This window comes from Kosakonia sp., from assembly GCF_032052965.1.
Taxonomy (GTDB): domain Bacteria; phylum Pseudomonadota; class Gammaproteobacteria; order Enterobacterales; family Enterobacteriaceae; genus Kosakonia.
In genome coordinates, this window is record NZ_DAMBVN010000003.1 from 68,503 (window position 1) to 90,786 (window position 22,284).

At 57.4% G+C, this 22,284-nt stretch carries 25 protein-coding genes and 1 riboswitch; of the genes, 2 read left to right on the plus strand and 23 right to left on the minus strand.

Annotated elements, in window-relative coordinates:
* Nucleotides 1–14 precede the first annotated feature (14 nt).
* From cobS to RTX30_RS05545, 19 genes are read right to left on the minus strand one after another with little or no spacing between them, the layout of a single operon-like run.
* Complete coding sequence (cobS, locus tag RTX30_RS05455; RefSeq protein ID WP_312687610.1) at nucleotides 15–755, minus strand: adenosylcobinamide-GDP ribazoletransferase; 741 nt, start codon at nucleotides 753–755, stop codon at nucleotides 15–17.
* Nucleotides 752–1,297: a bifunctional adenosylcobinamide kinase/adenosylcobinamide-phosphate guanylyltransferase gene (gene cobU / locus RTX30_RS05460; RefSeq protein ID WP_312687612.1), complete on the minus strand. Its 546-nt coding sequence runs from the start codon at nucleotides 1,295–1,297 to the stop codon at nucleotides 752–754. Before cobU ends, cobS begins: the two co-directional genes overlap by 4 nt.
* Complete coding sequence (locus tag RTX30_RS05465; protein WP_312687614.1) at nucleotides 1,291–2,814, minus strand: cobyric acid synthase; 1,524 nt, start codon at nucleotides 2,812–2,814, stop codon at nucleotides 1,291–1,293. The genes cobU and RTX30_RS05465 overlap by 7 nt, the downstream gene beginning before the upstream one ends.
* The gene (locus RTX30_RS05470; protein ID WP_312687616.1) at nucleotides 2,811–3,626 is read right to left on the minus strand and encodes an energy-coupling factor ABC transporter ATP-binding protein; all 816 of its coding nucleotides are present in this window, start codon (nucleotides 3,624–3,626) and stop codon (nucleotides 2,811–2,813) included. The genes RTX30_RS05465 and RTX30_RS05470 overlap by 4 nt, the downstream gene beginning before the upstream one ends.
* A 9-nt stretch (nucleotides 3,627–3,635) precedes the next feature.
* On the minus strand, nucleotides 3,636–4,316 hold the full coding sequence (locus RTX30_RS05475) for an energy-coupling factor ABC transporter transmembrane protein (RefSeq protein WP_312688204.1): 681 nt from the start codon (nucleotides 4,314–4,316) through the stop codon (nucleotides 3,636–3,638).
* Nucleotides 4,300–4,581, minus strand: coding sequence for an energy-coupling factor ABC transporter substrate-binding protein (locus RTX30_RS05480; RefSeq protein ID WP_312687619.1), 282 nt, complete (start codon nucleotides 4,579–4,581; stop codon nucleotides 4,300–4,302). The genes RTX30_RS05475 and RTX30_RS05480 overlap by 17 nt, the downstream gene beginning before the upstream one ends.
* Nucleotide 4,582: 1 nt before the next feature.
* A complete protein-coding gene (cbiM, locus tag RTX30_RS05485) occupies nucleotides 4,583–5,317 on the minus strand; it encodes a cobalt ECF transporter S component CbiM (RefSeq protein ID WP_312687621.1) in 735 nt (244 codons plus the stop codon).
* Entirely contained in the window at nucleotides 5,314–6,021 is a 708-nt protein-coding gene (locus RTX30_RS05490) for a cobalt-factor II C(20)-methyltransferase (RefSeq protein ID WP_312687624.1), read from the minus strand. Before RTX30_RS05490 ends, cbiM begins: the two co-directional genes overlap by 4 nt.
* Nucleotides 6,018–6,812, minus strand: coding sequence for a sirohydrochlorin cobaltochelatase (cbiK, locus tag RTX30_RS05495; protein WP_312687626.1), 795 nt, complete (start codon nucleotides 6,810–6,812; stop codon nucleotides 6,018–6,020). The genes RTX30_RS05490 and cbiK overlap by 4 nt, the downstream gene beginning before the upstream one ends.
* A gap of 10 nt (nucleotides 6,813–6,822) precedes the next feature.
* Nucleotides 6,823–7,605, minus strand: a complete 783-nt coding sequence (locus RTX30_RS05500; protein ID WP_409429802.1) for a cobalt-precorrin-6A reductase — start codon at nucleotides 7,603–7,605, stop codon at nucleotides 6,823–6,825.
* On the minus strand, nucleotides 7,605–8,330 hold the full coding sequence (locus RTX30_RS05505; protein ID WP_312687630.1) for a precorrin-3B C(17)-methyltransferase: 726 nt from the start codon (nucleotides 8,328–8,330) through the stop codon (nucleotides 7,605–7,607). The genes RTX30_RS05500 and RTX30_RS05505 overlap by 1 nt, the downstream gene beginning before the upstream one ends.
* Nucleotides 8,330–9,385 (minus strand): cobalt-precorrin 5A hydrolase, encoded by a 1,056-nt coding sequence (gene cbiG, locus RTX30_RS05510; protein ID WP_312687631.1) that lies wholly within the window; start codon nucleotides 9,383–9,385, stop codon nucleotides 8,330–8,332. Before cbiG ends, RTX30_RS05505 begins: the two co-directional genes overlap by 1 nt.
* Complete coding sequence (locus RTX30_RS05515; RefSeq protein WP_312687633.1) at nucleotides 9,366–10,139, minus strand: cobalt-precorrin-4 methyltransferase; 774 nt, start codon at nucleotides 10,137–10,139, stop codon at nucleotides 9,366–9,368. The genes cbiG and RTX30_RS05515 overlap by 20 nt, the downstream gene beginning before the upstream one ends.
* Entirely contained in the window at nucleotides 10,132–10,701 is a 570-nt protein-coding gene (locus tag RTX30_RS05520) for a decarboxylating cobalt-precorrin-6B (C(15))-methyltransferase (protein WP_312687635.1), read from the minus strand. The genes RTX30_RS05515 and RTX30_RS05520 overlap by 8 nt, the downstream gene beginning before the upstream one ends.
* A complete protein-coding gene (gene cbiE / locus RTX30_RS05525; RefSeq protein WP_312687637.1) occupies nucleotides 10,691–11,296 on the minus strand; it encodes a precorrin-6y C5,15-methyltransferase (decarboxylating) subunit CbiE in 606 nt (201 codons plus the stop codon). Before cbiE ends, RTX30_RS05520 begins: the two co-directional genes overlap by 11 nt.
* Nucleotides 11,290–12,429: a cobalt-precorrin-5B (C(1))-methyltransferase CbiD gene (gene cbiD, locus RTX30_RS05530; protein WP_312687638.1), complete on the minus strand. Its 1,140-nt coding sequence runs from the start codon at nucleotides 12,427–12,429 to the stop codon at nucleotides 11,290–11,292. Before cbiD ends, cbiE begins: the two co-directional genes overlap by 7 nt.
* On the minus strand, nucleotides 12,426–13,058 hold the full coding sequence (locus RTX30_RS05535; RefSeq protein WP_312687639.1) for a cobalt-precorrin-8 methylmutase: 633 nt from the start codon (nucleotides 13,056–13,058) through the stop codon (nucleotides 12,426–12,428). Before RTX30_RS05535 ends, cbiD begins: the two co-directional genes overlap by 4 nt.
* Before the next feature lie 11 nt (nucleotides 13,059–13,069).
* The gene (gene cbiB / locus RTX30_RS05540; protein WP_312687641.1) at nucleotides 13,070–14,026 is read right to left on the minus strand and encodes an adenosylcobinamide-phosphate synthase CbiB; all 957 of its coding nucleotides are present in this window, start codon (nucleotides 14,024–14,026) and stop codon (nucleotides 13,070–13,072) included.
* A complete protein-coding gene (locus RTX30_RS05545) occupies nucleotides 14,023–15,399 on the minus strand; it encodes a cobyrinate a,c-diamide synthase (RefSeq protein ID WP_312687643.1) in 1,377 nt (458 codons plus the stop codon). Before RTX30_RS05545 ends, cbiB begins: the two co-directional genes overlap by 4 nt.
* A 100-nt stretch (nucleotides 15,400–15,499) precedes the next feature.
* Nucleotides 15,500–15,679, minus strand: a riboswitch (cobalamin riboswitch).
* 611 nt (nucleotides 15,680–16,290) lie between these two features.
* Here RTX30_RS05545 and RTX30_RS05550 point away from each other — a divergent pair.
* On the plus strand, nucleotides 16,291–17,151 hold the full coding sequence (locus RTX30_RS05550; RefSeq protein WP_312687645.1) for an L-threonine kinase: 861 nt from the start codon (nucleotides 16,291–16,293) through the stop codon (nucleotides 17,149–17,151).
* A 34-nt stretch (nucleotides 17,152–17,185) separates the two neighbouring features.
* Here RTX30_RS05550 and RTX30_RS05555 read toward each other — a convergent pair whose 3' ends face one another.
* From RTX30_RS05555 to dacD, 4 genes are all read right to left on the minus strand, one after another.
* The gene (locus RTX30_RS05555) at nucleotides 17,186–17,521 is read right to left on the minus strand and encodes a DUF496 family protein (RefSeq protein ID WP_312687647.1); all 336 of its coding nucleotides are present in this window, start codon (nucleotides 17,519–17,521) and stop codon (nucleotides 17,186–17,188) included.
* Between the two features lie 166 nt (nucleotides 17,522–17,687).
* Nucleotides 17,688–18,746, minus strand: coding sequence for an FUSC family protein (locus RTX30_RS05560; protein ID WP_312687649.1), 1,059 nt, complete (start codon nucleotides 18,744–18,746; stop codon nucleotides 17,688–17,690).
* 121 nt (nucleotides 18,747–18,867) lie between these two features.
* The gene (sbmC, locus tag RTX30_RS05565) at nucleotides 18,868–19,341 is read right to left on the minus strand and encodes a DNA gyrase inhibitor SbmC (RefSeq protein WP_312687651.1); all 474 of its coding nucleotides are present in this window, start codon (nucleotides 19,339–19,341) and stop codon (nucleotides 18,868–18,870) included.
* A 120-nt stretch (nucleotides 19,342–19,461) separates the two neighbouring features.
* A complete protein-coding gene (gene dacD, locus RTX30_RS05570) occupies nucleotides 19,462–20,622 on the minus strand; it encodes a serine-type D-Ala-D-Ala carboxypeptidase DacD (RefSeq protein WP_312687653.1) in 1,161 nt (386 codons plus the stop codon).
* A 210-nt stretch (nucleotides 20,623–20,832) separates the two neighbouring features.
* Between dacD and sbcB the strand changes: the two genes are divergently transcribed.
* On the plus strand, nucleotides 20,833–22,257 hold the full coding sequence (gene sbcB, locus RTX30_RS05575) for an exodeoxyribonuclease I (RefSeq protein WP_312687655.1): 1,425 nt from the start codon (nucleotides 20,833–20,835) through the stop codon (nucleotides 22,255–22,257).
* Nucleotides 22,258–22,284 lie beyond the last annotated feature (27 nt).

Below are 22,284 nucleotides of genomic sequence, written 5' to 3' on the forward strand. Positions count from 1 at the left end.
ATGTTGCGTGCTGTTTATAACAGCACCAGAAGAAAAATCAGTTCGCCCAGCTCAATCGCCGCCCCTAACGTGTCGCCGGTCTGACCACCGAGCGTGCGTTTGAGCAGCAGCCCAAGCAAAAACAGCGCCGCCAGCGTCACCAGCAGTGCCACAACGCCTTTACCGCCGAGTAGCCCGGCCACAATCAACGCGGTGAGGATCAAGGTGATCAGGGTGTCTTTGCCCGAAACCTTCCCAATAAACAGGTTTCCCAGCCCCTCTTCACGGGCATAACGATGGCCGAACATCAGTAACACCGAGCCGCCGCGCCCCACGGCACAGGCTGCGGCGAGCGAGGCGATCATGGCGCTATCACGCAATTGCAGTTCACTGAGCACAAGGATTTTCGCCACCAGCACAAAGACCAGCGCCAGACCGCCATGTGTGCCGAGACGACTGTCACGCATGATTTCCAGCATCTTTTCCCGCCGCCTGGCGGAAAAAACGCCATCGCAGGTATCGGCCAGACCATCCAGGTGGAAACCGCCCGTTAATAACGCCAGCGTCAGCACCGCAAACAAAGCTGCCAGCGGCGCGCCACACCAGGGTTGCAACACCACCAGTACCCCGCCACTTAACGCACCGAGTAGCACGCCCACCAGCGGAAAGGTCACAATGCCGCGCACATAATCCGCCACATCCAGCCCCTGAACACAACGGCCGGGTACCGGTAAACGGCTGATAAACGACAGCGTGGCGAAGAACAATTTGATCATTTGATTTTGACTCCAATACCCGACACCACCAGCCACACGTCATCTGCCGCCTGTGCCAGCCGTTGATTGACGCGCCCGGCAATGTCCCGGAAGTGCCGCGCCAGGCGGTTTTCCGGCACAATGCCCATTCCGACTTCATTGGTTACCAGCACCACGGGCGACGGGCAGGCCGCACAGGCGGCAAGCAATGCGTCGATCTCTTGCTGCACGCGGGCTTCCAGCGCAACGTAATCCCAGTTCCCGACCTCTTCACCTTCGCCAAAGGCAAACAGCAGATTGGTCACCAGAGTGGTGATGCACTCCAGCAGCACGGCTTCATCGGGGTTATTTCGCGGGGTAATAATCTCTGCCAGCTGTTGCCAGCGCTCCTCGGTGCGCCAGTGGGTCGGGCGGTCTTCCCGGTGATGCTGGATACGCGCCGCCATTTCCGCATCGAAAATTTGCGAAGTAGCGATGTACAACACGCTGGTGGCATGGGCAACCAGCGACTCCGCATGGCGACTTTTGCCGCTGCGCGCACCGCCGGTAACAAGGGTTAACATGCTGGCTCCTGATGCTGCTGCATAATCTGGTAAAGGCGTTCAATATCGACATGCTTGCGCATGGCGCTGGCGAGAATATCAAACTGCTGCGCTTTGTAGTGCGCATAATTCAGCGCTACGTCCAGCGGTGGCAGTCCTTTACGCTGGCGCAGGCCGTTCAGCAATGCGCGGGTAAACGCATCGTTGTCGAACAAACCGTGCACGTAAGTCCCCCACACCTGCCCGTCGGCACTCACCGCGCCATCCGCCACACGGTGGTCATTTTTGTGCAGCCACAATGCGGGCTGGCAGTCGCTGTGCAGGGTAGTTTCGCCCATGTGAATTTCGTAGCCGCGCAGCGCCAGTCCGTTGCAACAAGCCAGCCAGCCGGGCAACGACGCATGCATGCAAGCCTCTACGCGGGTCGTGGTTTTGTCACGGGCAAACCGGGTGACCGTCTCCAGTAATCCCAGCCCTGGTTGGGTACCCAGCGTGGACTCCACCTCATCGATGATGGTTTCGCCGAGCATTTGGTAACCACCACACACGCCGATCACCGGCACACCGGCGCGGTGGGCATCAAGCACCGCTTTTGCCAGCCCGCTTTCCCGTAACCAGTTGAGATCGCCCAGCGTATTTTTACTGCCTGGCAGAATAATCAGGTCGGCGGTGCACAGCGCCTCGGCGGTGCGGGCATAATGCACGCGAACATCCGGCTGGGCCGCGAGCGCATTAAAATCGGTAAAATTAGCGATATGCGGCAGTTGAACAACCGCGATATCCAGTGCCCGCTCGTGGCTAAGCAGGTATTTGCCGCGTTGTAATGCCACGCCGTCCTCATCTTCGAGGTCGACATCCAGCCACGGCATCACGCCAATGACCGGGACGCCCGTCAACGCTTCGATCTGCTGAATGCCGGGGGTTAACAGCGCCTCATCGCCGCGAAATTTATTGATGATGACCCCTTTCACGCGCCAGCGCTCATGCTCCTGCAACAACGCCAGCGTACCGTAAATCGCGGCAAAAACGCCGCCCCGGTCGATATCTGCCACCAGGATCACCGGGCACCCTGCCATTTCTGCCATGCCCATATTAACGATATCGCGATCGCGCAGGTTAATCTCCGCCGGGCTGCCAGCCCCTTCCAGTACCAGCACGTCATACTCGCTTGCAAGGCTTTGGTACACCCCAATAATTTGCTCGCGCAAGCGGGGTTTATAGGCGTGATAGCTTACGGCGTCCATATTGGTGGCGACTTTACCCATTAGCACCACCTGCGCTTTCCTGTCGCTGGTCGGTTTCAGTAACACCGGGTTCATGCGCACATCCGGTTCAATACCTGCCGCTTCAGCCTGGAAAATTTGTGCACGCCCCATCTCCTGGCCCTCCGGTGTTATGCCGGAATTCAGCGCCATGTTCTGCGATTTAAACGGCGCGGTCTTTCGCCCATCCTGATAAAAAATACGGCACAACCCCGCGACCAGCACGCTCTTGCCCACATCCGACGCGGTGCCTTGCAGCATAATTGCCTGCGTCATGACGCCTCCTTAACCGGCATTGCCCGCATCCGGGCAAAAAATTCATCTTCGCTTTTGCACAGCGGCATTCCCAGCTCGCTGTGCAGTTTCACCAGCCAGGGCTGTGTCAGACCGGCCGCTTCAATCAACGCCCGGCGGGCAAATACGTCGCCCGGCGTCCCCTGCGCCAGCGATTCTCCGCGACGCAGCACATACACTGCATCGCAGATTTCATAAATCAAATCAATGTCATGGCTGGAAATCACCACATGATTGCCCTGCGCCACAATACGCCGAATGATGTTTATCATCTGGGTTCGCCCGGCAGGATCCAGCCCGGCGGTCGGCTCATCCAGCAGCAAATAGTGCGCCTGTAATACCAGCGCACCAGCGATAGCGACACGTTTTTTCTGCCCATGGCTCAGGCACTGAATCGGCTGTTGGCGGAAAGAGTGCGCATCGACCAGCGTCAGCGCATCGTCAACGCGGTGGGCAATATCCTCTTCCGGTACGCCAATGTTACGCAGGCTAAAGGCTATGTCACTGTCGATATCGGTATAAAAAATTTGCTGATCGGGATCCTGAAATACCGTTGCCACTTGCTGGCGCAACGCCAGCAAGCCACGCTTGCTGTAGTCCAGCGGTTTACCCTGCCACAACACTGCCCCTTGTTGCGGGCGCAAAATGCCGCTCAGGTTCATAAACAGCGTCGATTTGCCGCAGCCATTGGCTCCCACCAGGCCGGTGACCGGCTGGCGGGAAAAGTCGAGGGTCAACCCTTTCAGCGTCGGTTCATCCTGGTAACTGAACCACAGGTTATCGGTGACCAGCATGCCATATCCTTACAGGTGAAAATCACCCTGATAAAGTTTGATATCCAGCGTGATCGCCATCGCTTTATAACGCAACAGCACGCGGGTAAATAACAGACCAACCAGCATCGCCAGCGAATGGTAACCCTGCGGCAGGGTTCGGTAGCCAAAACGCAGCGTCTGCGCCCGGTGGATCGCCGCCGCTTCGTCCAGCAGAATAAAGATAAAACGCCAGGTCAGCAGGATTTGCTCGGTCAACAGACGCGGCACACGCCCACGTTTCAGTAGCAGGATCAATTGCGGGAAAGGTAAATTCAGCACCAGCCAGAACGTGGCTGCCAGCGCAGCCAGACTGCGCCACAGCGTGCCGTTCGCCGCCGCCAGCCCTTCCGGCGTCACACCCAGCCACACACTGCCCATCTGCACGCCGAATATCACCTGTTGCGGTTCGGGGGTAATGCTGAACAGGATGGTCACCACACCCACCAGCAAAAAACCAATCGGGATCGCCATCCAGCGTAGCCAGCGCCGTAGGGAGATGCGCAGCAACCAGCAGGTGAAAGCCGCCAGTAGCGCCAGCAACATAGCCTGCCCAAACGGCGTCAGGGTCAATGCCAGCGCCATTATTACCAGCCAGAACATGAACTTACGCTCGGGTGCCACCGCATACCAGCGGCTCTGGTAACTAAGCCGATCAAGCGCGGTCGCGATCACGCTGCCTGCCTTTCATATAGCCAAGGATGTAGAAAATCACCGCTGCACCAATCGAACCCTGCAGGGTGAACAACAGGCTTTCGATCTCACCGCTGGCGGGTTCGTACAGGGGCTGGAACCACGGTTGATAATGCGGAGCAAGGGCCAGGATCTGGCTTTCTGCCTCACCGTCAGCGCCGCCATATTCACCGCCGTGATTAATAAAAAAGGGCAATACCATCAGCGCCACCACCATTGCCAGTAACATCACTGTTTTTTTCACCTTAATGCCCCCGCACGCTCAGCAGCTGACGTTTCGTAAGCTGCTCGTAAATCATCACCGTCAGTAATCCTTCAGCGAGAGCAATCGGGATTTGCGTCAGGCAGAAGATACCCATAAATTTGACGATCGATCCGCTGGCGCCCTGTTGCGGGTCCGGAAAGGCCACCCCAAGCTGTACTGACGTAACAAAGTAAGTCACCAGATCCGCCAGCATGGCGCAAAGGAACACCGCCACATCGCGGCGAACCCTCGCGCGGCAGGCCAGTTTCCACACCAGGTAACCCACCACCGGGCCAATTACCGCCATCGACATACCGTTTGCGCCAAGCGTTGTCAGGCCACCGTGCGCCAGCAACAGCGCCTGGAACAGCAGCACAATCGCGCCCAACACCGCCACGACGCCGGGGCCAAACATAATCACCGCCAGGCCAACGCCAGTAGGGTGCGAACAACTGCCCGTTACCGAGGGGATTTTTAACGCCGACAGGACAAAAATAAACGCACCACACAGCGCCAGCAGCACTTTCTGGTTGTTATCTTCCGCCACAATGCGGCGCAGACACACCAGCCCGTACCACAGGCACGGCAGAAACAGCATCCACCATGCCAGCGCCCACAAGGGCGGCAAAAACCCCTCCATGATGTGCATGGCAAACGCTTCTTGCGGCACCACCATCAGCAGCAACGCTGCCGCCAGGCCGCTGAATGACAGCCGTTTCAGACCTTGCGCGATCATCCCTTCACTCCTTTATTCACCAGGATAGTGGAAAAATAGGGTAGCGGCTGGTCGTCGCTGACCTCACCGAGCTGCCGCCAGCATTGTTCCCCCGGCAGTGTCGCTTCGGCCATCATCAGCGCGCAGTCGAGCAAACCGGCTTCCATCAGCAATGCTTTGATGCGTCCAAAGCGGCCATACACTTTCATCAACACCAGGCTGTCGTGATGGTGCAACGCCTGGCGAATGTCCGTCTCGGGAGCGGTACAGGAGATAACGCCCAGCGACTGTTGCTCCATCGCCAGCGGCATCTGTGTGCGGGCCGCAATGGCGGCAAACGACGTCACCCCCGGAACAATTTCCAGTAATTCAGGGTGCGGCAGACGTTGCAGCAAAAACACCCAGGTGCTGAACAACATGGCATCGCCAAGGGTGATAAAACCGACCTGCTTTCCGGCCTGCACGTCTGCGTTCATCGCAGTGGCAACGTCATTCCACACGGCTTCTTTTTCCGCGCTGTCGGCGCTCATGGGGAAGTGGCAACAGCGTACTTCCGTCTGTTCACCCAGGTATTCACGCACAATTGACAACGCCAGGCTGTCGCCGCCTTTGCGCCCGGCGGGGGCGTAGAGCACGTCGAGCTGCCCAAGAAGGCGTGCGCCGCGCACGGTGATCAGATCGGCTGCGCCTGGCCCGGTGCTCAAGGCGTAAAGCTTACCGCTCATGCTGCGGCCTCCATTTTCTGTGCCAGCGCTTGTTGCAGATGATCAACAAACATCGCCCGTACGTCGGCATTTTCCCCCAGTCCTTGCAGCCATGGCGTGGCGGCGATGCCAACCCGTTCAAATTGCGTTTTCCAAGAATCGTCATCCTCCGATGCCATGTCGTTAATCGCGTGATCGCCCGCAACCAGCATCAACGGCATTAAATGCACGGCCTTAACGTCCTGATGGCGCAGCTCGTCGATCAGTTGATCGATTTCCGGGTAGCTTTCCACCGCGCCAACCCGCGCGGGGAAGCGGTGCGCTGCCATCATATGGTCAAGGCAGGCGTAGGCAGAAAAGGCGTGATGGCTGGCGCCATGCCCCATAAATACCACGCGCTCATCGTGGCCAATCATCGGCATCTGGCGTGAAAGCGCCTGCATCAGATGCAGGTAATCGTCATGGCTGCTGAGCAGCGGTGCGCCAATCACCAGCCGCTGAAACAGCGGGCGCAGCGCCTGAACTTCACGGACGATTTTTTCATATTCATCACCGTTGATAATGTGCAGCGACTGGATCGCCACATCCTGATAACCGGCATCCGCCAGCTTTTGCAGCGCCTCCAGTGGCGTGTCGATATGCACATTGTCGCGCTGCTTCAGTTTGCGAATGATCATGCCGGAGGTAAACGCGCGAAAAAGCGTGCGATCCGGGCAACTGGCCGCCAGTTCACGTTCGCAGGCGACGATGTTTTTCTCACAGGTATCGTGATAACTGGTGCCGAAACTCACTACCAGAAGTGCTTTTTTCATGTTTTCTCCTTCACTGTGCCGCCAGCCAGCGCCGCAAACGCTGCGAAAATGCGTCCTGACTCTCGAGTAACTCCTCCCCCATCACCGCAGGCTGCGGGCGGGCAATTACAATGCACGGGATGCCAGCATCCAGCGCGGGCAAAACCTTTTCCAGATACCCCCCTTCTGCCCCCGAGGCTTTGGTGATCATCACGTCAACCCGGTACTGGCGGTAAAAGGCCGCGTTAAATTCCGCGCTGAACGGGCCGCAGAGCGCGAAGATTTCGCCGACGCCAAACCCCAACGCTGCGCACTGCGCCAGAACATCCGGCACTGGCAACACGCGCGCCAACAGCGTTTTGCCGGGCAGACCAGCCCGCCAGCGCGCCAGATCTTTACTGCCGGTGGTCAACAAAACGCGCTCCCCCAGCTCGCGGGCTTTGTCACACGCGGCTTCCAGGGTGGCGACGTTAAACAGCAGAGGGTGGGCAAAATCCGGCTGTTGTTCCGGTCGCTGATAACGGCTTAACAGCACCTTTGCCTGCGCGCAGGCCAGCGCAATATTGCGGCTCACGACGTCGGCATACGGGTGAGAGGCGTCGATCACCCAGCGTGTGCGGTTTTGTTGCAACCAGGCCACCATGTCGTGCATGTCCAGACGACCGCAACGCACCTGACCACGAATATTTCCGGCAAGTTGCTGCCCGGTCGGTGTCGCCACCGATAAGGTATACGACACCCCGGACGCATCCAGTTGCTGGCAGATATGGCGTGCGTCGCTGGTGCCGCCAATCACCAGTACTTCTCCGGCCATCACAAGGTGTACCCCCTGGGGGTGATCATCAGGCCGTTTTGCACATAGGTCGCGCGGTTGCCGACGATCACCAGGCTGGTCATATCCACCGGGGCAAAATCCATGTCGCCCAGTGTGGTCAGCCATTTCTCTTCTTTTTTACGACCAGCGGATTTCACTACCCCAACCGGGGTACTGGCGCTTTTGCTGGCCGCCAGCAATTCAAATGCCCGCGCAAGGTGGCCTTCGCGACCACGACTACGCGGGTTGTAGAAACAGATAACAAAATCTGCTTCACCGGCAGCAACAATGCGTTTTTCAATCACCGACCAGGGCGTCATCAGATCGCTGAGGCTGATGTGACAAAAGTCGTGCATTAACGGCGCACCCAGCAGCGCAGCGGCGGCAATACTGGCGGTCATGCCCGGCACCAGACGCACCTCCACATCCAGTTGCTGCTTACTGACCAGTTCCAGCACCAGCCCGGCCATGCCGTAAATGCCAGCGTCGCCGCTGCTGATCAACGCCACGTTGTGCCCGGCTTGCGCCAGTTCAATGGCTGCCTGGCAGCGCTCAATCTCTTTGCACATGCCGGTTTTGATCACCTGCTTATCGCCGGTAAACGCCTTCACCAGATGGGTATACGTTTTATAACCGACGACAATCTCCGCCGCCTGCAAGGCTTCCACGGCCTCCATGGTCATCATCGCCTGCGAGCCCGGGCCAATCCCGATTACGGTTAACATTAGTGTGATACTCCCAAAGTAATAGTCACGCCCTGCTCACGCAGGGTTTCGCCCACCCTGTGCCCCTGGCACATGAGCCATGCGGCCGGGCCGGACACGCTGCCGACCCCGGCGGCTTGCCGCACGAAGTCTGAAGCGGGAAAATGGTGCTCATGCTGACGCAGCGCCTCGGCAGTAAAAACCTCGAACGGTACGTGCAACCGCTGCGCCAGCGCGTTTAGCCCGTGCTCATCCTTTTTCAGGGTGATGCTGCCGATGGCACGCAGCGCCAGCGGATCGAAGTGGTGCGCCAGCAACTGCCGTTGCAGCAACGTCAGGAGCAGTTCAAACGGCGTATTACGACGGCAGCCAATGCCGGCAACCACCCGTTTTGGCACCAGTTTGTAAAGTGGCACGCCAGACGCAGGTAATGTCGCCTGGGTGGTAACGCAGACAAGGCCATCCAGTTCGGGTAGCACGCTGAGATCTGCCACAGGTATAAACCCGCGCGTATCGCACCTGTCGAGCTCTTCTTGCAGCGCCTTTTCGCACCACAAGCCAACGCGTTTACCGCTCACCAGCATGTGGTTGACTTCTTTCACCGCCGGGCGTAAATCCGCCATACGCGCATCCAACTGAATGGCCAGCATGTCCAGTGCCGCCATTTCATTGACATCGGTCGCGGTGGTGATCACCGGATCGGCCCCCAGTACCCCGGCCAGGTAACGCGCCAGTGCATTTGCGCCGCCGTAGTGACCGGAGAGCAGGCTAATCACATGCTGGCCCCGCTCATCAATAACGATCACCGCCGGATCGCTAAATTTGTCGTTCACCAGCGGCGCGAGAACGCGCACGGCAATGCCGGTCGCGCCAATGAAAATGATTGCCGAAGCGTGGCGAAATGCCTCGCGCAGGGCGTGAGCAAAGCCGCCTTCAAAAGCAACAAATCCTGGCGTGTGCAGCGCTTCGCTGGTAAAGCAGGTCACAGGCAGCGCCGGTTTCAGGCGTTCAGCCAGCGCCTTGCCGCCTGGCGTCAGGCAGAACAGCGCAACAGAGTCAGGCTTTACGGTATTCATGGCTAAAGTCCGCTGCGTAGAGTCGGGAGTAGTGGTACTCCTCACCGAGAAATGCGCCGACGAGGATCAACGCGGTTTTGCGGATCCCGGCCTCGCGAACCTTGTCACCAATATCCGCCAGCGTGCCGCGCACGGTCTGGCTCTCCGGCCAGGTGGCTTTATAGATCACCGCCACCGGTGTGTTCGGCGGGTAACCGCCTTCGATTAAGCGCTCCGCCACGCGATGAATGCGCAGCACGGAGAGGTAGATAGCCATTGAGGTCTGATGGCGGGCAAAGGCTTCCAGTTGTTCGCACGGCGGGACCGGGGTGCGCCCTTCCAGCCGGGTGATAATCAGGCTTTGTGACACCTCCGGGACGGTGTACTCGACCCCCAGTTCTGCTGCTGCGCCCAAAAATGCGCTAACCCCCGGCACCACCTGCCAGTCAATGCCACGGCGGGTTAATACTTCACCCTGTTCGCGAACGGATCCATACAGCGACACATCGCCGGTTTGCAGGCGCACCACCACTTTGCCTTGTTTCACCCCGGCTTCCATCAGGTCAATAATTTGTTCAAGGTGCAGTTCCGCGCTGTCATGGCACTCCGCTCCCGGCGGGCAATAGGTCAGCAGTTCGGTATTGATCAGCGATCCGGCGTAAATCACCACCTGCGCCTGTTGTAGCAGTCGATACCCTTTGAGGGTGATCAACTCCTTGTCGCCCGGCCCGGCACCAACAAACCACACAGTGCTTGCCGACATGTTGTCAGCCATGGCGCTTCTCCTTTTCGCAGGAAATCAAAAAAACGGGATTATGGGGTTTAAAGTAGTGACCGCTGCCAAGCCCGGTCAGCAGCGAAACCTGAATTTGCTGGCAATCCAGCGCGATTACCGGGCAAGAGGCCAGGTGCGCCAGCGCGGTGTTGAGGTTCTCCTGCAAAATAAAAGTCATCACTAACCGACCACCGGGGTGCAACTGTGCCAAAGACCAGTCAATCAGTTGCGTCAGATTGCCGCCGCTGCCGCCCATGAATACGGCGTCTGCGGTCTGATCGACAAACAGTGGCGCAACCCCGGCCACAATGGCGATATTGCGGCAGGCAAAACGCAGACAGTTCTCTTCCAGTAAACCGAGCGCCGCGGGGTTACGTTCAATGGCCGTGACCCGCAGTTGTGGGTGCGTTAGCGCCGCCTCAATCGAGACGCTGCCCGTCCCCGCCCCGATATCAATCAAGTGGTGCGCATGCTGCAGTGCCAGTTTCGACAGCGCCAGCGCACGTACCGCTTCTTTGGTCATCGGCACTTTTTCGCCACGAATAAACAGCTCATCTTTCATTGAGGATCACCACCACATTCATCGCGTATTGCTCCAGGACATCCGCCGGGCGTACCCGGTGGATACGCTCATTGTCCATGCCCAGGTTTTCACCGATCACCAGCCAGCGATCTGCCGCGCCACGCGCAATCAGGGCATCGGCAATGGCTTTCGGGCCACAGTGCGCGTCGGTGACCATCGCCACTTTTCGCTCACGCACAAGCCGCGCAAAATCCACGTCGCGCCCGTGGCTGCTGGTCAGCCAGATGTCGTTCATATCAATCCCCGTGCGTGAGCAGAGATACTGAGCGGCGCTAATGCCAGGAATGATGCGCAGCCGTTGAATGCCAAAATGCGCCACCAGACGGGTGCCAATGCCATACAGCAGCGGGTCGCCAGACGCCAGCACCACCACACGGCGGGCGGCTTGCTGCTCCAGCCAGGTCAGTAAACCGGGGATATCCGCATCCAGCGCACGTTTCTCACCACCGAAAGCGGGAAACTGCGCCAGATGGCGCTTTCCGCCGACCAGCACGTCCGCCTGGGCTACGGCGTCTAAAGCTGCGGGCGTCATTAAGGCAAGGTTGCCTGGCCCCATTCCTGCGACGGTTAACATTGCAGCTCCCTTGCGATAGTTTCCAGCGGGCGGTTGCTGCCCAGCACCGTGTTATCAAAGGAGAACATCACGGCATCGCATTGTGGCGGCTGGCGGGTGAAACGCAGCATCTGCTCTATACGCTGACAAATGCGCGTTGCCAGGCGATCGTAAAGGTGACTGAACCCGGCCGCGTCGATATGCTCCATCGCCGCTTCAGTGGTGTCGCATTCGCTCACGGCCAGCAGTAACGCGTGAGGAGCGCCGAGAAGAGCCAGATGCGCCACCAGGGTTTCCATACGTGCGTCGGCAATATGGCTGTGGGTATGGAAGATCCCGGCGGCAATTTTCACCAGTTTGCCGGGGTGGCCAATCAGGACGACCTGCCTGAACCCGAGCCGTACCGCCTCTTCAATCATGTAGCCAACGAAGTTACTCATTGTCACCACAAGCTCGCCCGACACGCCAAGCTGCTCACGGGCAAAGCGTTCGCCGTGGTTGCCGGGAACCAGAATCACCCGCTCCATGCCGGCTGCGCGTTTCAGTTCCAGCTCCAGCGACAGTGACCGTTTCCAGCTCTCTTCCGACATGGGCGTGACAATGCCGGTCGTGCCGATAATCGAAATGCCACCCAGAATACCAAGCCGCCCGTTGTAGGTTTTCTTTGCCCGCGCTTCCCCTTCCGGGGCGAAAATTTCCACCTCAGCGCCACGTGTCGGGCCAATCACCTCGCGGACAGCGGCTTCAATGGTCTGCCGCGGCGTGCGATTGATCGCCGCTTCGCCTATCGCAAGGCCGATGCCTTTGCGGGTAACTCGCCCTACGCCTTCGCCGCCACGCAGCGTTATGTCCCCGCTGTCGTTTAACGCCACACGGGCAAAAATCAGCATGCCGTGTGTCGCATCGACATCGTCACCGCCATCTTTGCGTATCGCGGCCAGGGCTTGTTGCCCTTCGATATGAGGCGACTCCACGTTGAGATGCAAGGTGACGCCAGAGGGCGTGACAATGGAAACCTGATGGATGATGTGCTGACGCAGCACCATCAGCGCGGCGACTTTCGCGGCCGCCGTGGCGCAGGACCCGGTGGTATAACCTTTGCGAAGTGCTTTTCCGTTATGCCACACCGGAGCATCAAACGCCGGTTCGCTCATTGTACCTCCCGCAGCTGGTAGAGCAGCGCATTGATGATGGCCGCCGCAACGTTGCTGCCCCCTTTGCGGCCACGGGCGGCAATGGCGGGTAAACCGCTTTCAACCAGCGCCTCTTTCGACTCTTCCGCGCCAACAAAACCGACCGGTACGCCCACCACGCCGCTAACTTGCGCCTGGTGTTCGAGCAGACGAAACAGCGCTGTCGGCGCATTACCGAAGACAAAAACTTTTTCGCCCTCTTCACCCAACGCTAAATCGACTGCCGCCATTGAACGTGTGATGCCGTCCGCTTTGGCACGACGTACCACGCGCGGATCGGAGATATAGCAGCGTACTTCGCCGCCAAAGTGCGCCAGCAGCGTTCTGTTAATGCCGGAGAGCGCCATGGTGGTATCGGTATAGAGCGTGCAGCCGCGGGTAATGGCGCTGCACAGGCCTTCCAGCGCGTCGGCGGAAAACCACAGGATGTCCAGCCAGTCAAAATCGGCAGTGGTGTGGATCACCCGTTTGATCACGGCTTCGTGCAGTGGGCTGGCAAAGCGGTATTCCGGGCGGGTTTGGGTAATGATGTCGCCAATGATGACAAAACTCCTGGCTTCAATAGCCTGCGGTTGCTGCAAGTAATCCATCTGTTTTATCCTCAGGCTCCCGCCAACGCATAACGCACCAGCACAAACAGCGCCAATGCCAGCGTGGAGGCGACCCACATCAATCGAATTGTTCGCGGAATGTCGTCTGCGTCAATGGCGCGGCGTTCATCTCCGATCCAGGGTTTTTCGACGCGCTCGCCGAAGTAGTTATTCGGCCCGCCAAGGCGCACACCCAGCGCACCGGCAACGGTGCCTTCCGGCCAGGCGCAGTTCGGGCTGCTGTGGTTGCGTCGGTCGCGAAAGCCAATGCGTAATGCCTCACGGGCATGATTGCCGCAGAGCAGGGCCGCAATGCTCAGCAGTAACCAGCTCAAACGGGCAGGAAGGATGTTCGCGACATCGTCCAGCCGCGCGCTGACCATCCCGATGGCGCGGTATTTTTCATGCTTGTAACCGACCATCGAATCCAGTGTATTCACGGCTTTGTAGGCCATCGCCAGCGGTGCGCCGCCCACCAGCAAAAAGAACAGGGGCGCAATCACCCCATCGACGGTGTTTTCTGCCACCGTCTCGACAACCGCCCGGGTGATTTGCGGCGGTTGCAGTTGCGAGGTATCGCGCCCGACAATCCACGACAGCTGTTTACGGCTGTCGCTGAGTGAACCATAACGCAGTGCGCGTTCGACGTTGCGCGCCATATCTGCCAGGCAACGTGCCGCCAGCGTGGTGTAGATCATCCATACTTCCACGCACCAGCCGAACCACGGTTGAACAGCGGCCGCCAGCGATAAAATGCCCCACGCAACGCCCCAGCTCGCCCCGACAACCACCAGCCACATCACCCCGCCCCCGACGCGTAACGCCGTATCGCTGTGGCAGCAACGGCGCACCGCCCGCTGACTCAGGGTGATCAACGCGCCTATCCAGCGCACCGGGTGCGGCCAGTGCTGCGGGTCGCCAAGCAGACGATCCAGTAAAAAAGCTGCACACCATGCCAGCAGCGTCATTGGCTGTGCCTCGCGGCGGCGAACCAGTGGTTGAGCATTTGCGGGCGTTGCGCAAAATGAAGATGCAAATAACTGGCAAAGGTATTACCCACCTGCCAGCCGCCCTGCCAGCGTGACAGCACTTCGCCATCACGGGTTTTGTGGCAATCCAGCACACATTCACGCTGCGCGGTGAAATCAGAGTAGTGAAACTCATGGCCGCGCAGCGTTTCTCCTGCGGCGGCAAGCAGTGTCTGGCGGGTGGCGCGTGCTTCACAGTAGCCAAACCGGGTCAGGCGCCTGCCCATCTCACTGTGGCCTGGAATGACGTTTGCCATCGGCCAGCACACGCCGTCTGCATCGCGGAGCGAAGAACCGAGGTACATCAGCCCGCCACATTCGGCATAAATGGCCACGCCACGCCGGTGCGCGTCCCGAATGGCCTCCAGCATGGCTCTGTTTTCCGAAAGGGTGTGGGCATGCAGTTCCGGATAGCCGCCACCCAGCCATAGCATCTGGCACTCCGGCAACGCGTTGTCATGCAGGGGGCTAAAACGCACAATGCGCACGCCCGCACGCGCCAGCAGTTGCAGATTATCGGGGTAGTAAAAATTGAACGCTTCATCGTCAGCGAGCGCCAACGTCAGCCCGGCCCCCGCCAGTGATGGCAGCGCGGGCGATGTGCCCTGCGGTAAGGTGTCAATCTTACTCAGGGCGAGCAGTTGATGGATATCAACCGTCTGTTGCAGGCGCAGAGCAAAGTCGCGCCATGCCGGGGTATCAATCACCGATTCCCGTGCGGTCACCAGCCCGAGCTGGCGCTCCGGTAGCGCCACGCCCGCCACCGTCGGCACATAACCCAGCACCGGCAACCCGCAATAACGTTCAATGGCGTGTTTCAGTAATTGATAATGGCTGTCGCTGTTCACACGGTTGATGATCACCCCGGCAATGGGTAACTGCGGATCGAAATGCTGAAAGCCCATGACCGTGGCAGCAATGGAGGTGGAGACAGCTTTGCCGTCCAGCAGCAAGATCACCGGTACGCCAAGTTGTTTCGCCAGAGCCGCGCTGCTGCAGTAGTGGGGATCGGTGCCATACCCGTCATACAGCCCCATCACGCCTTCGATCACCGCTACGTCGGCAGCGAGCAGATGTTCAGTAAAAAGGGCATTGAGGGTGGGTGCAGGCAGCATAAAACTGTCGAGATTACGCGAGAAAACTCCCGTAACGGCGGTATGCCAGGCGGTGTCGAGGTAGTCCGGGCCGACTTTGAAAGGTTGTACGCGCAGGCCAGACTGCTGTAACGCCTTCAGCAGCCCAAGGGTGACGGTGGTTTTACCACAGCCGCTACCGGTTCCGGCAAGAATAAAAGCGCTGCGCCTGTCTGACATTCCTGAAACCCCGTTACCGGCGGAAAGATGAAGTCAGGACGCGCGTCAGTCCAGTCTTTCGACTGTACGCCTCTGAGCAACACGCTTCCCACCGAAGTTGTTGATAAATATCTGATCAGGTCGGTCTTCTGGCTTAGCGTCATCCTCACCCGCCCTTCCCGATCGTGCGATCAGTGGCCATACGGGGTTGTCAGCATCACAGCAGCGGGGGCTGCGGGGGAATTTCACCCCCTTCCCTGTCGCATTATATTGCGGCGTAACCTGATAGAATAATAATCACGGCAAAGAACTATCACCCTGATTTTTCCCTGATGCACTTTATCGCATCAGGGAAATAAAAACGGATTCAGTTTAACGGCATGGGATCACTATTTTGTTGCGCTATAACAATTTATTGCTTACCACGCTGAACGAAGCCTGATATAGCCAGCATCTGGCGAAACCCTTGCGGGTGTTGGGAATTTTATCGCTGCTATCATTTGCATGATTCTGCACACGAAATGTTTGCGTTGTTAACGGATAGGTATAGCGCAATGAGTGAAAAATAACCGGTGTGAGAAAATCCTTAACTGCCACCCTGCCGGTTGCACATCCACCGCAGTGAGACAGTTTTTATGCGTGCTGATCCCGGTGGTTGATTCCCGTTCCCAGAGAGGGGGGAAATAATTTACTTCACTCATTAAGGGTCCGGTAAAAATGCACTGCTACGCTTTCCCGGTAAATCCCACTGACAATGATATAGCGCAGCGCTGGCTCTGTGGTATGTTTGCCCCTCTTCGCACCTGCCCACAGCAGCAACAAAAGGGAGACGGCGGCGACACGTTGGGAAACGCTGGCGTTCGACGGAGCAAAGTGACACTATCCGGGCTTTTATTTTTAAGGAGCAGCGCTGTGGCACAGGCTCAGTGTCCCGCATCCTGCGGTGAACTTATCCAGGGCTGGATCCTTGGCAGTGAAAAGCTGGTTTCCTGTCCGGTGGATTGGTATAGCTGTGTCGAGGTTACCAGCGGTAAGCCACGTAATGATGAGCGCCCACTCACCCGTGCGATGGTCCGTCAGTTGCTTGCTCACTGGCAACTGCCGCCAGGATTGGGACAAACTCTGCGCATTGCGTGTCACTCCACCATTCCGGTGGCGAAAGGGATGGCGAGCAGCACTGCGGATATTGCTGCGACCGCTGTCGCAACCGCCCGCCATTTGCAACTCCCCCTTGATGTACGCACGCTGGCACAATTGTGCGTGGCACTGGAACCGACCGACAGCACCCTCTTCCCGCAGTTGACGTTGTTTGATCACAATACGGCCGGTACGCAAATCCACTGTGGAGGCCTGCCGCAGGTGGAGGTACTGGTGCTGGAAAGCCCGCTTACGCTGACTACCGCGGATTACCATCGCCTGCCGCGCCGGCAGATCCTGCAGGAGAATGCCACCGCGCTGGAAAGCGCCTGGGGTAAGTTGCAGCAAGCCTGCGCAGAGAACAACGCGACGCTGCTCGGCGAAGCGGCAACCATTAGCGCCATCGCCAGCCAGGCGTTACTGCCCAAGCCGGCATTTAATACGCTGTTGCGTCTGGTGGAACGAGGGGATCTGTACGGTCTGAATGTTGCTCACAGCGGCAGCGTGGTCGGGCTGTTGCTCGACAGTGATCGTCATGATGTGGAGGCGGTACGCGGCTGGCTTAAAGAGATGAAACTGCTGGCGCACTGGCCGCAGAACTTCCTGCTGAAAATGGTGGCGGGAGGGGTAACATAACGGTGAGAGGCAAACCTCTCACCGCTCAAGCGGGTTACTCTGCTTTCGCATCACCTGCTTTCAGTTCACCCATGGTTTTGAGCTTTTTGGAAATGTCGCGGCGTTCTTTCGACAGCTCGGCGTTTTTGATGATGTAGTCATCAACGCGGTCTTCGTAGTCGGTTTTCATGCTGGCGATAATGCCCTGAATAGCTTCAACACTCATGCCTGGCTTGATGTAGTCGCTCAGGTTGTCCAGCAGCAGTACGCGCTTCTGGTTATCACGGATCTTCTTCTCGACGTCCTGGATTTCGCGCTGCAATTTATTTTTACGGCGGAACAGACGCACAAATTCCAGTACGTCCTGGAATGAAGGCTTATTCGTTTCCATTTTTACACCCCTGATTATGTGAGATTCGGATTCGTTAAAGCAACGGCATGGAGGCAAACCTAACTCAAAGCCGCTGCAGATGACAATGATTTTTCCTTTTCGCTATCATAACCTCAAACCATGCTGAATCGAAACAACCTGACTGAAGCAAATGGTTATCTGTCGCTTATTTGCGCAGGGCGCGACAGATCAAATGCGACAACAGTTCCAGCTGGCGCGCCAGTTCCATACTCAACCAGACATAACCGTGGATCGCTGTTTCGGCCAGCGCATCGCCTTTATGCGCCTCGCTTAGCTGGCGAAGCTCAGCGACAATCTCATTCAGTTTTTCCGTATTGGCGAGAATGGGCTGCGGGTTGCCTTCATACAACGCATGCGCAATGGTCAACAGCGTCTGTTGTGTCATCTGCTGCGTTTCCTGCAACGTCCGGGCATTAATCATCACGAAATGGCTGGCGCGTGAGCTCCAGTGTGCGTTGATTTGCAGTTCCAGCATACATACCATATTGCGGCTGACCGTCTGGATAGCCTCAAAAATCGCTTTCTGAATATGCGTCTCTTTACAGGCCGGTGTAATCAGCCCACGCATTTTCACCACATCGTTGAGGATCTTTTGCAGATGTTTTTCCAGCCGGGGACGATCAACCAGATTACGGGAGAAGCCCGCCTGATAGACCCGGTTAAACGCGGTCACAAAACTTGCCATCTGGATACGCCAGTGCAGAAAGGCGCGCTGCGGCCAGATACCGGTAAATAACATCGCCAGCAGTGAACCGATAATCACATCGCCGCTGCGCCACAACGCGGTATGCATATCACCGGGCGGCGCGCCAACCACCACCGACAGCGTGATGCCAATCAACAGGGCCTGGTAGGGTTTTTTCCCCAGCGCCAGCCAGCCGCAGAGGAACATGGCTGCGGCACACCATAACAGCATAACCGGCAGTGAGATCAGCTCTAATTTTAAAGCGATCAGGCCAAGCACTGCGCCAAAAATCGTACCGCCAATACGCTCAAACGCCCGCGGTACCACATTCCCCCAGAATGAGATTGGCCCCATCAACACAACCAGCGTGATCAGCGGCCAGGTGCCCTCTGGTACGCTCAACAGACGGATCAACAAAAACGTCAGGATAAAGGCCAGCATCACGCGTAAACCGTGCACGATGCGGTAGTGGCGGTAAAGACGAATTTCGAAAGGGCTGAGTGATTTATCGCGACGCACTGCCGCTCTCCAGTCTGCAAAAGCGAAATTGTAGCGATTTTTCCGTGGCGTGAATCACTGTTTAAAACAAAAAAGAGGCAGACAAATGCCGACTGTCGCCTCTTTTATCTTGCCCGACGCGTTAAAGTACTTTTGGCTCCACCGGGATATGCATGTCGATTTCCCAGTAGCCATCGCTTTGCCCGTCGTTCTGGTAGACCTCAAAGCAGGGCCCGGCGGCAATCTGCAACGACTGATCGCTCAGTAACTCATCGAAAAAGCGATCCCAGCACTGCTCAAACTCTTCGTTGTAGACCCGGGCATGCGCAACGGCATACTGCCCGCCGGGAATTTCGGTAGTGATGACCCCTTCGCTGTTCGCCGGCACCTGAAACGCGCTGTCGACGGTAATCGCTACGTCGCAGCGCAGTTTTTCTGGCGGCACTTCGTCCGGGTTATCGTAATAAGCGCAGATCCACTCCAGCGGCTGGATGTGGTGATGATCGACCCACATCAACAACTGCTGGAAACCCTGTTTGACTTTTTCATCCCACGGCCCCACCAGATGGAAACCGGCGATACGGCGTTTTTCAAGCTGATTCACGTTGTAGCCCATGCTGCCTCCCTTACCGTTACTGTTTGGACATACAGTATAGCCGTTTAGCAAAGGGCTACCACGCTCCCATCGCAATTATGGGAGCAGACTCGCACCCAGACCTCTCGGCCCGCCGCAACGTCAGGATTTATGATGCAGATAATCGCTCAGACGTGAGAAGAAACCGCCTTTGCCAATACGCTGTAGCGTGACCAGCGGCCAGTGTGCAACGACCTGATCGCGATCGTAGAGCTGGATCTCTCCAATGCGCTGATGTGCCGCCAGCGGCGCGTTCAGCTCTTTGGCATCCAGCACATATTTGGCTTTGATATTAGGCAACTCGGCTTTGGGCAGTACCATCCAGTAATCCTGGTCGGTACCCACGTCCACCTGCTCTTTATCGCCGTACCAGACGCGCTCACTGCCCACATTTTTACCGTTACGTAAGATCTGTACCGTATCGAAATTCTGCTGGCCCCAGTGCAGCAATTTGCGCGCCTGATCTTCGCGGCCTTTTGGGCTGTCTGCGCCCATGATGACCGCGATCAAACGGCGTTGGCCATCAGTGCTGGAAGCAATCAGATTAAATCCTGCGCCTGACGTGTGCCCGGTTTTCAGCCCGTCGACATTCAATGTCTTATCCCACAGTAAGCCATTGCGGTTTTGCTGCGTAATGCCGTTCCATGTCAGGCTTTTTTCACTGTACATATGGTAGAAATCCGGTTCGCCGTGAATGATAGCCCTGGAGAGCACTGCCAGATCGTAAGCCGAACTGTGCTGTCCGGGGGCGTCCAGTCCGTGCACAGTTTCGAAATGCGTATCGCGCAGGTTCAGTTTCTGCACGTAATCATTCATCATAGCGACGAACTGCGGTTGCCCGCCCGCCACATGGTCCGCCAGCGCGACGCAGGCATCATTGCCGGAATCGACAATCAGACCACGACTCAAGTCACGTACCGTCAGGCGATCGCCCGGTTTAAGGAACATCAGCGATGATCCGTCAAACACCGGGTTGCCTTTCGCCCATGCATCGGGGCCCACGGTCACGACGTCGTCGGCACGGATGCGGTGGCTGTCGATAGCGCGATCCACCACATAGCCGGTCATCAGTTTGGTCAAACTCGCCGGGTTGCGCTGCTGATGTTCATTCCCTGCAGTTAAAATTTGCCCGGTCGTATAGTCCATCAGTACCCAGGATCCAGCCTGAATCGCCGGTGGCTGCGGGGCGAAAGGTAAATCGTCGGCCAGGGCGCTGTTTACACAGAGCGCCAGCAAGGAAGCAGCAAACAAACGGCGTTTCAATGAAATATCCTCATAAGCATCTAAAATCGCCGTTCTTTTTACGGAAGTTCGTGTGTCGTTACCTGTTTAAATTGCAATAAAATGTGACACAAGTCTGATTTAGCAGCCTGATTTTGCGAAGTTTACCGTACGCCGCGCGGGTTTTTCTTCGGCACTCCACGCCGGATGGTTTACCATAGAGGGCATATTTACTGACAGGATGAGTTTCTGGTGTCTGATTCCGCCGTAACGCCCACTTTTCTCTTTCATGATTACGAAACTTTCGGCACCAGCCCGTCGCTGGATCGCCCGGCGCAGTTCGCTGCCATTCGCACCGATGCAGATTTCAACATCATCGGCGAGCCGGAGGTGTTCTATTGCAAGCCCGCAGACGACTATCTTCCGCAACCAGAAGCGGTACTGATAACCGGCATTACGCCGCAAATCGCTCGCGCCAAAGGCGATAACGAAGCGGCCTTCGCCCGGCGCATTCACGACCTGTTTACGGTGCCGAAAACCTGCGTACTTGGTTATAACAACGTGCGTTTTGACGATGAAGTCACGCGCAATATTTTCTATCGCAACTTTTACGATCCCTACGCATGGAGCTGGCAGAATCACAACTCCCGTTGGGATCTGCTGGATGTGATGCGTGCCTGCTATGCGCTGCGCCCGGAGGGCATTAACTGGCCGGAAAATGACGATGGCCTGCCAAGTTTCCGCCTTGAGCATCTGACCAAAGCCAACGGGATTGAGCATAGTAATGCCCACGATGCGATGGCTGATGTGTACGCCACCATTGCCATGGCGCAGTTGGTAAAAGCGAAGCAGCCAAAACTGTTTGATTATCTGTTCAGCCATCGTCATAAACAAAAGCTGGCGACGCTGATTGATGTGCCGCAAATGAAGCCGCTGGTCCATGTCTCCGGGATGTTCGGTGCCTGGCGTGGTAACACCAGCTGGGTGGCGCCCCTGGCCTGGCACCCGGAAAACCGCAACGCGGTGATTATGGTGGATCTGGCGGGCGATATGTCGCCATTGCTGGAACTGGATGCCGACGCCCTGCGCGAACGGCTGTACACAGCGAAAACGGACCTGGGCGATAACGCCGCCGTGCCGGTAAAACTGGTACATCTGAATAAATGCCCCATCCTTGCGCAAGGCAACACGTTGCGCCCGCAGGATGCCGAACGTCTGGGCATTAATCGTCAACAGTGTCTCGATAATCTGCAGATCCTGCGTGATAACCCGCAGGTACGTGAAAAGGTGCTGGCGATTTTTGCTGACGCCGAACCTTTCGTACCCTCGGAAAATGTTGATGCACAGCTGTATAACGGCTTCTTCAGCGACGCCGACCGTGCAGCAATGAAAATCGTACTGGAAACCGAGCCGCGCAACCTGCCGGCACTGGATATTACGTTTGCCGATAGCCGCATTGAAAAACTGTTGTTCAACTACCGCGCGCGTAATTTCCCCGGAACGCTGGATGAAAACGAGCAGCAACGCTGGCTACAGCATCGCCGCAATGTTTTTACGCCAGAGGCATTGCAACAGTATGCCGATCAACTGCAAATGTTGTTTCAGCAGCATGAAGGCGACAGTGAAAAGCAGGCGTTATTAAAGGCGCTGTGGCAGTACGCAGAAGAGATTGTCTGAGTGCGCCCTCCCGTGATGGGAGGGCAT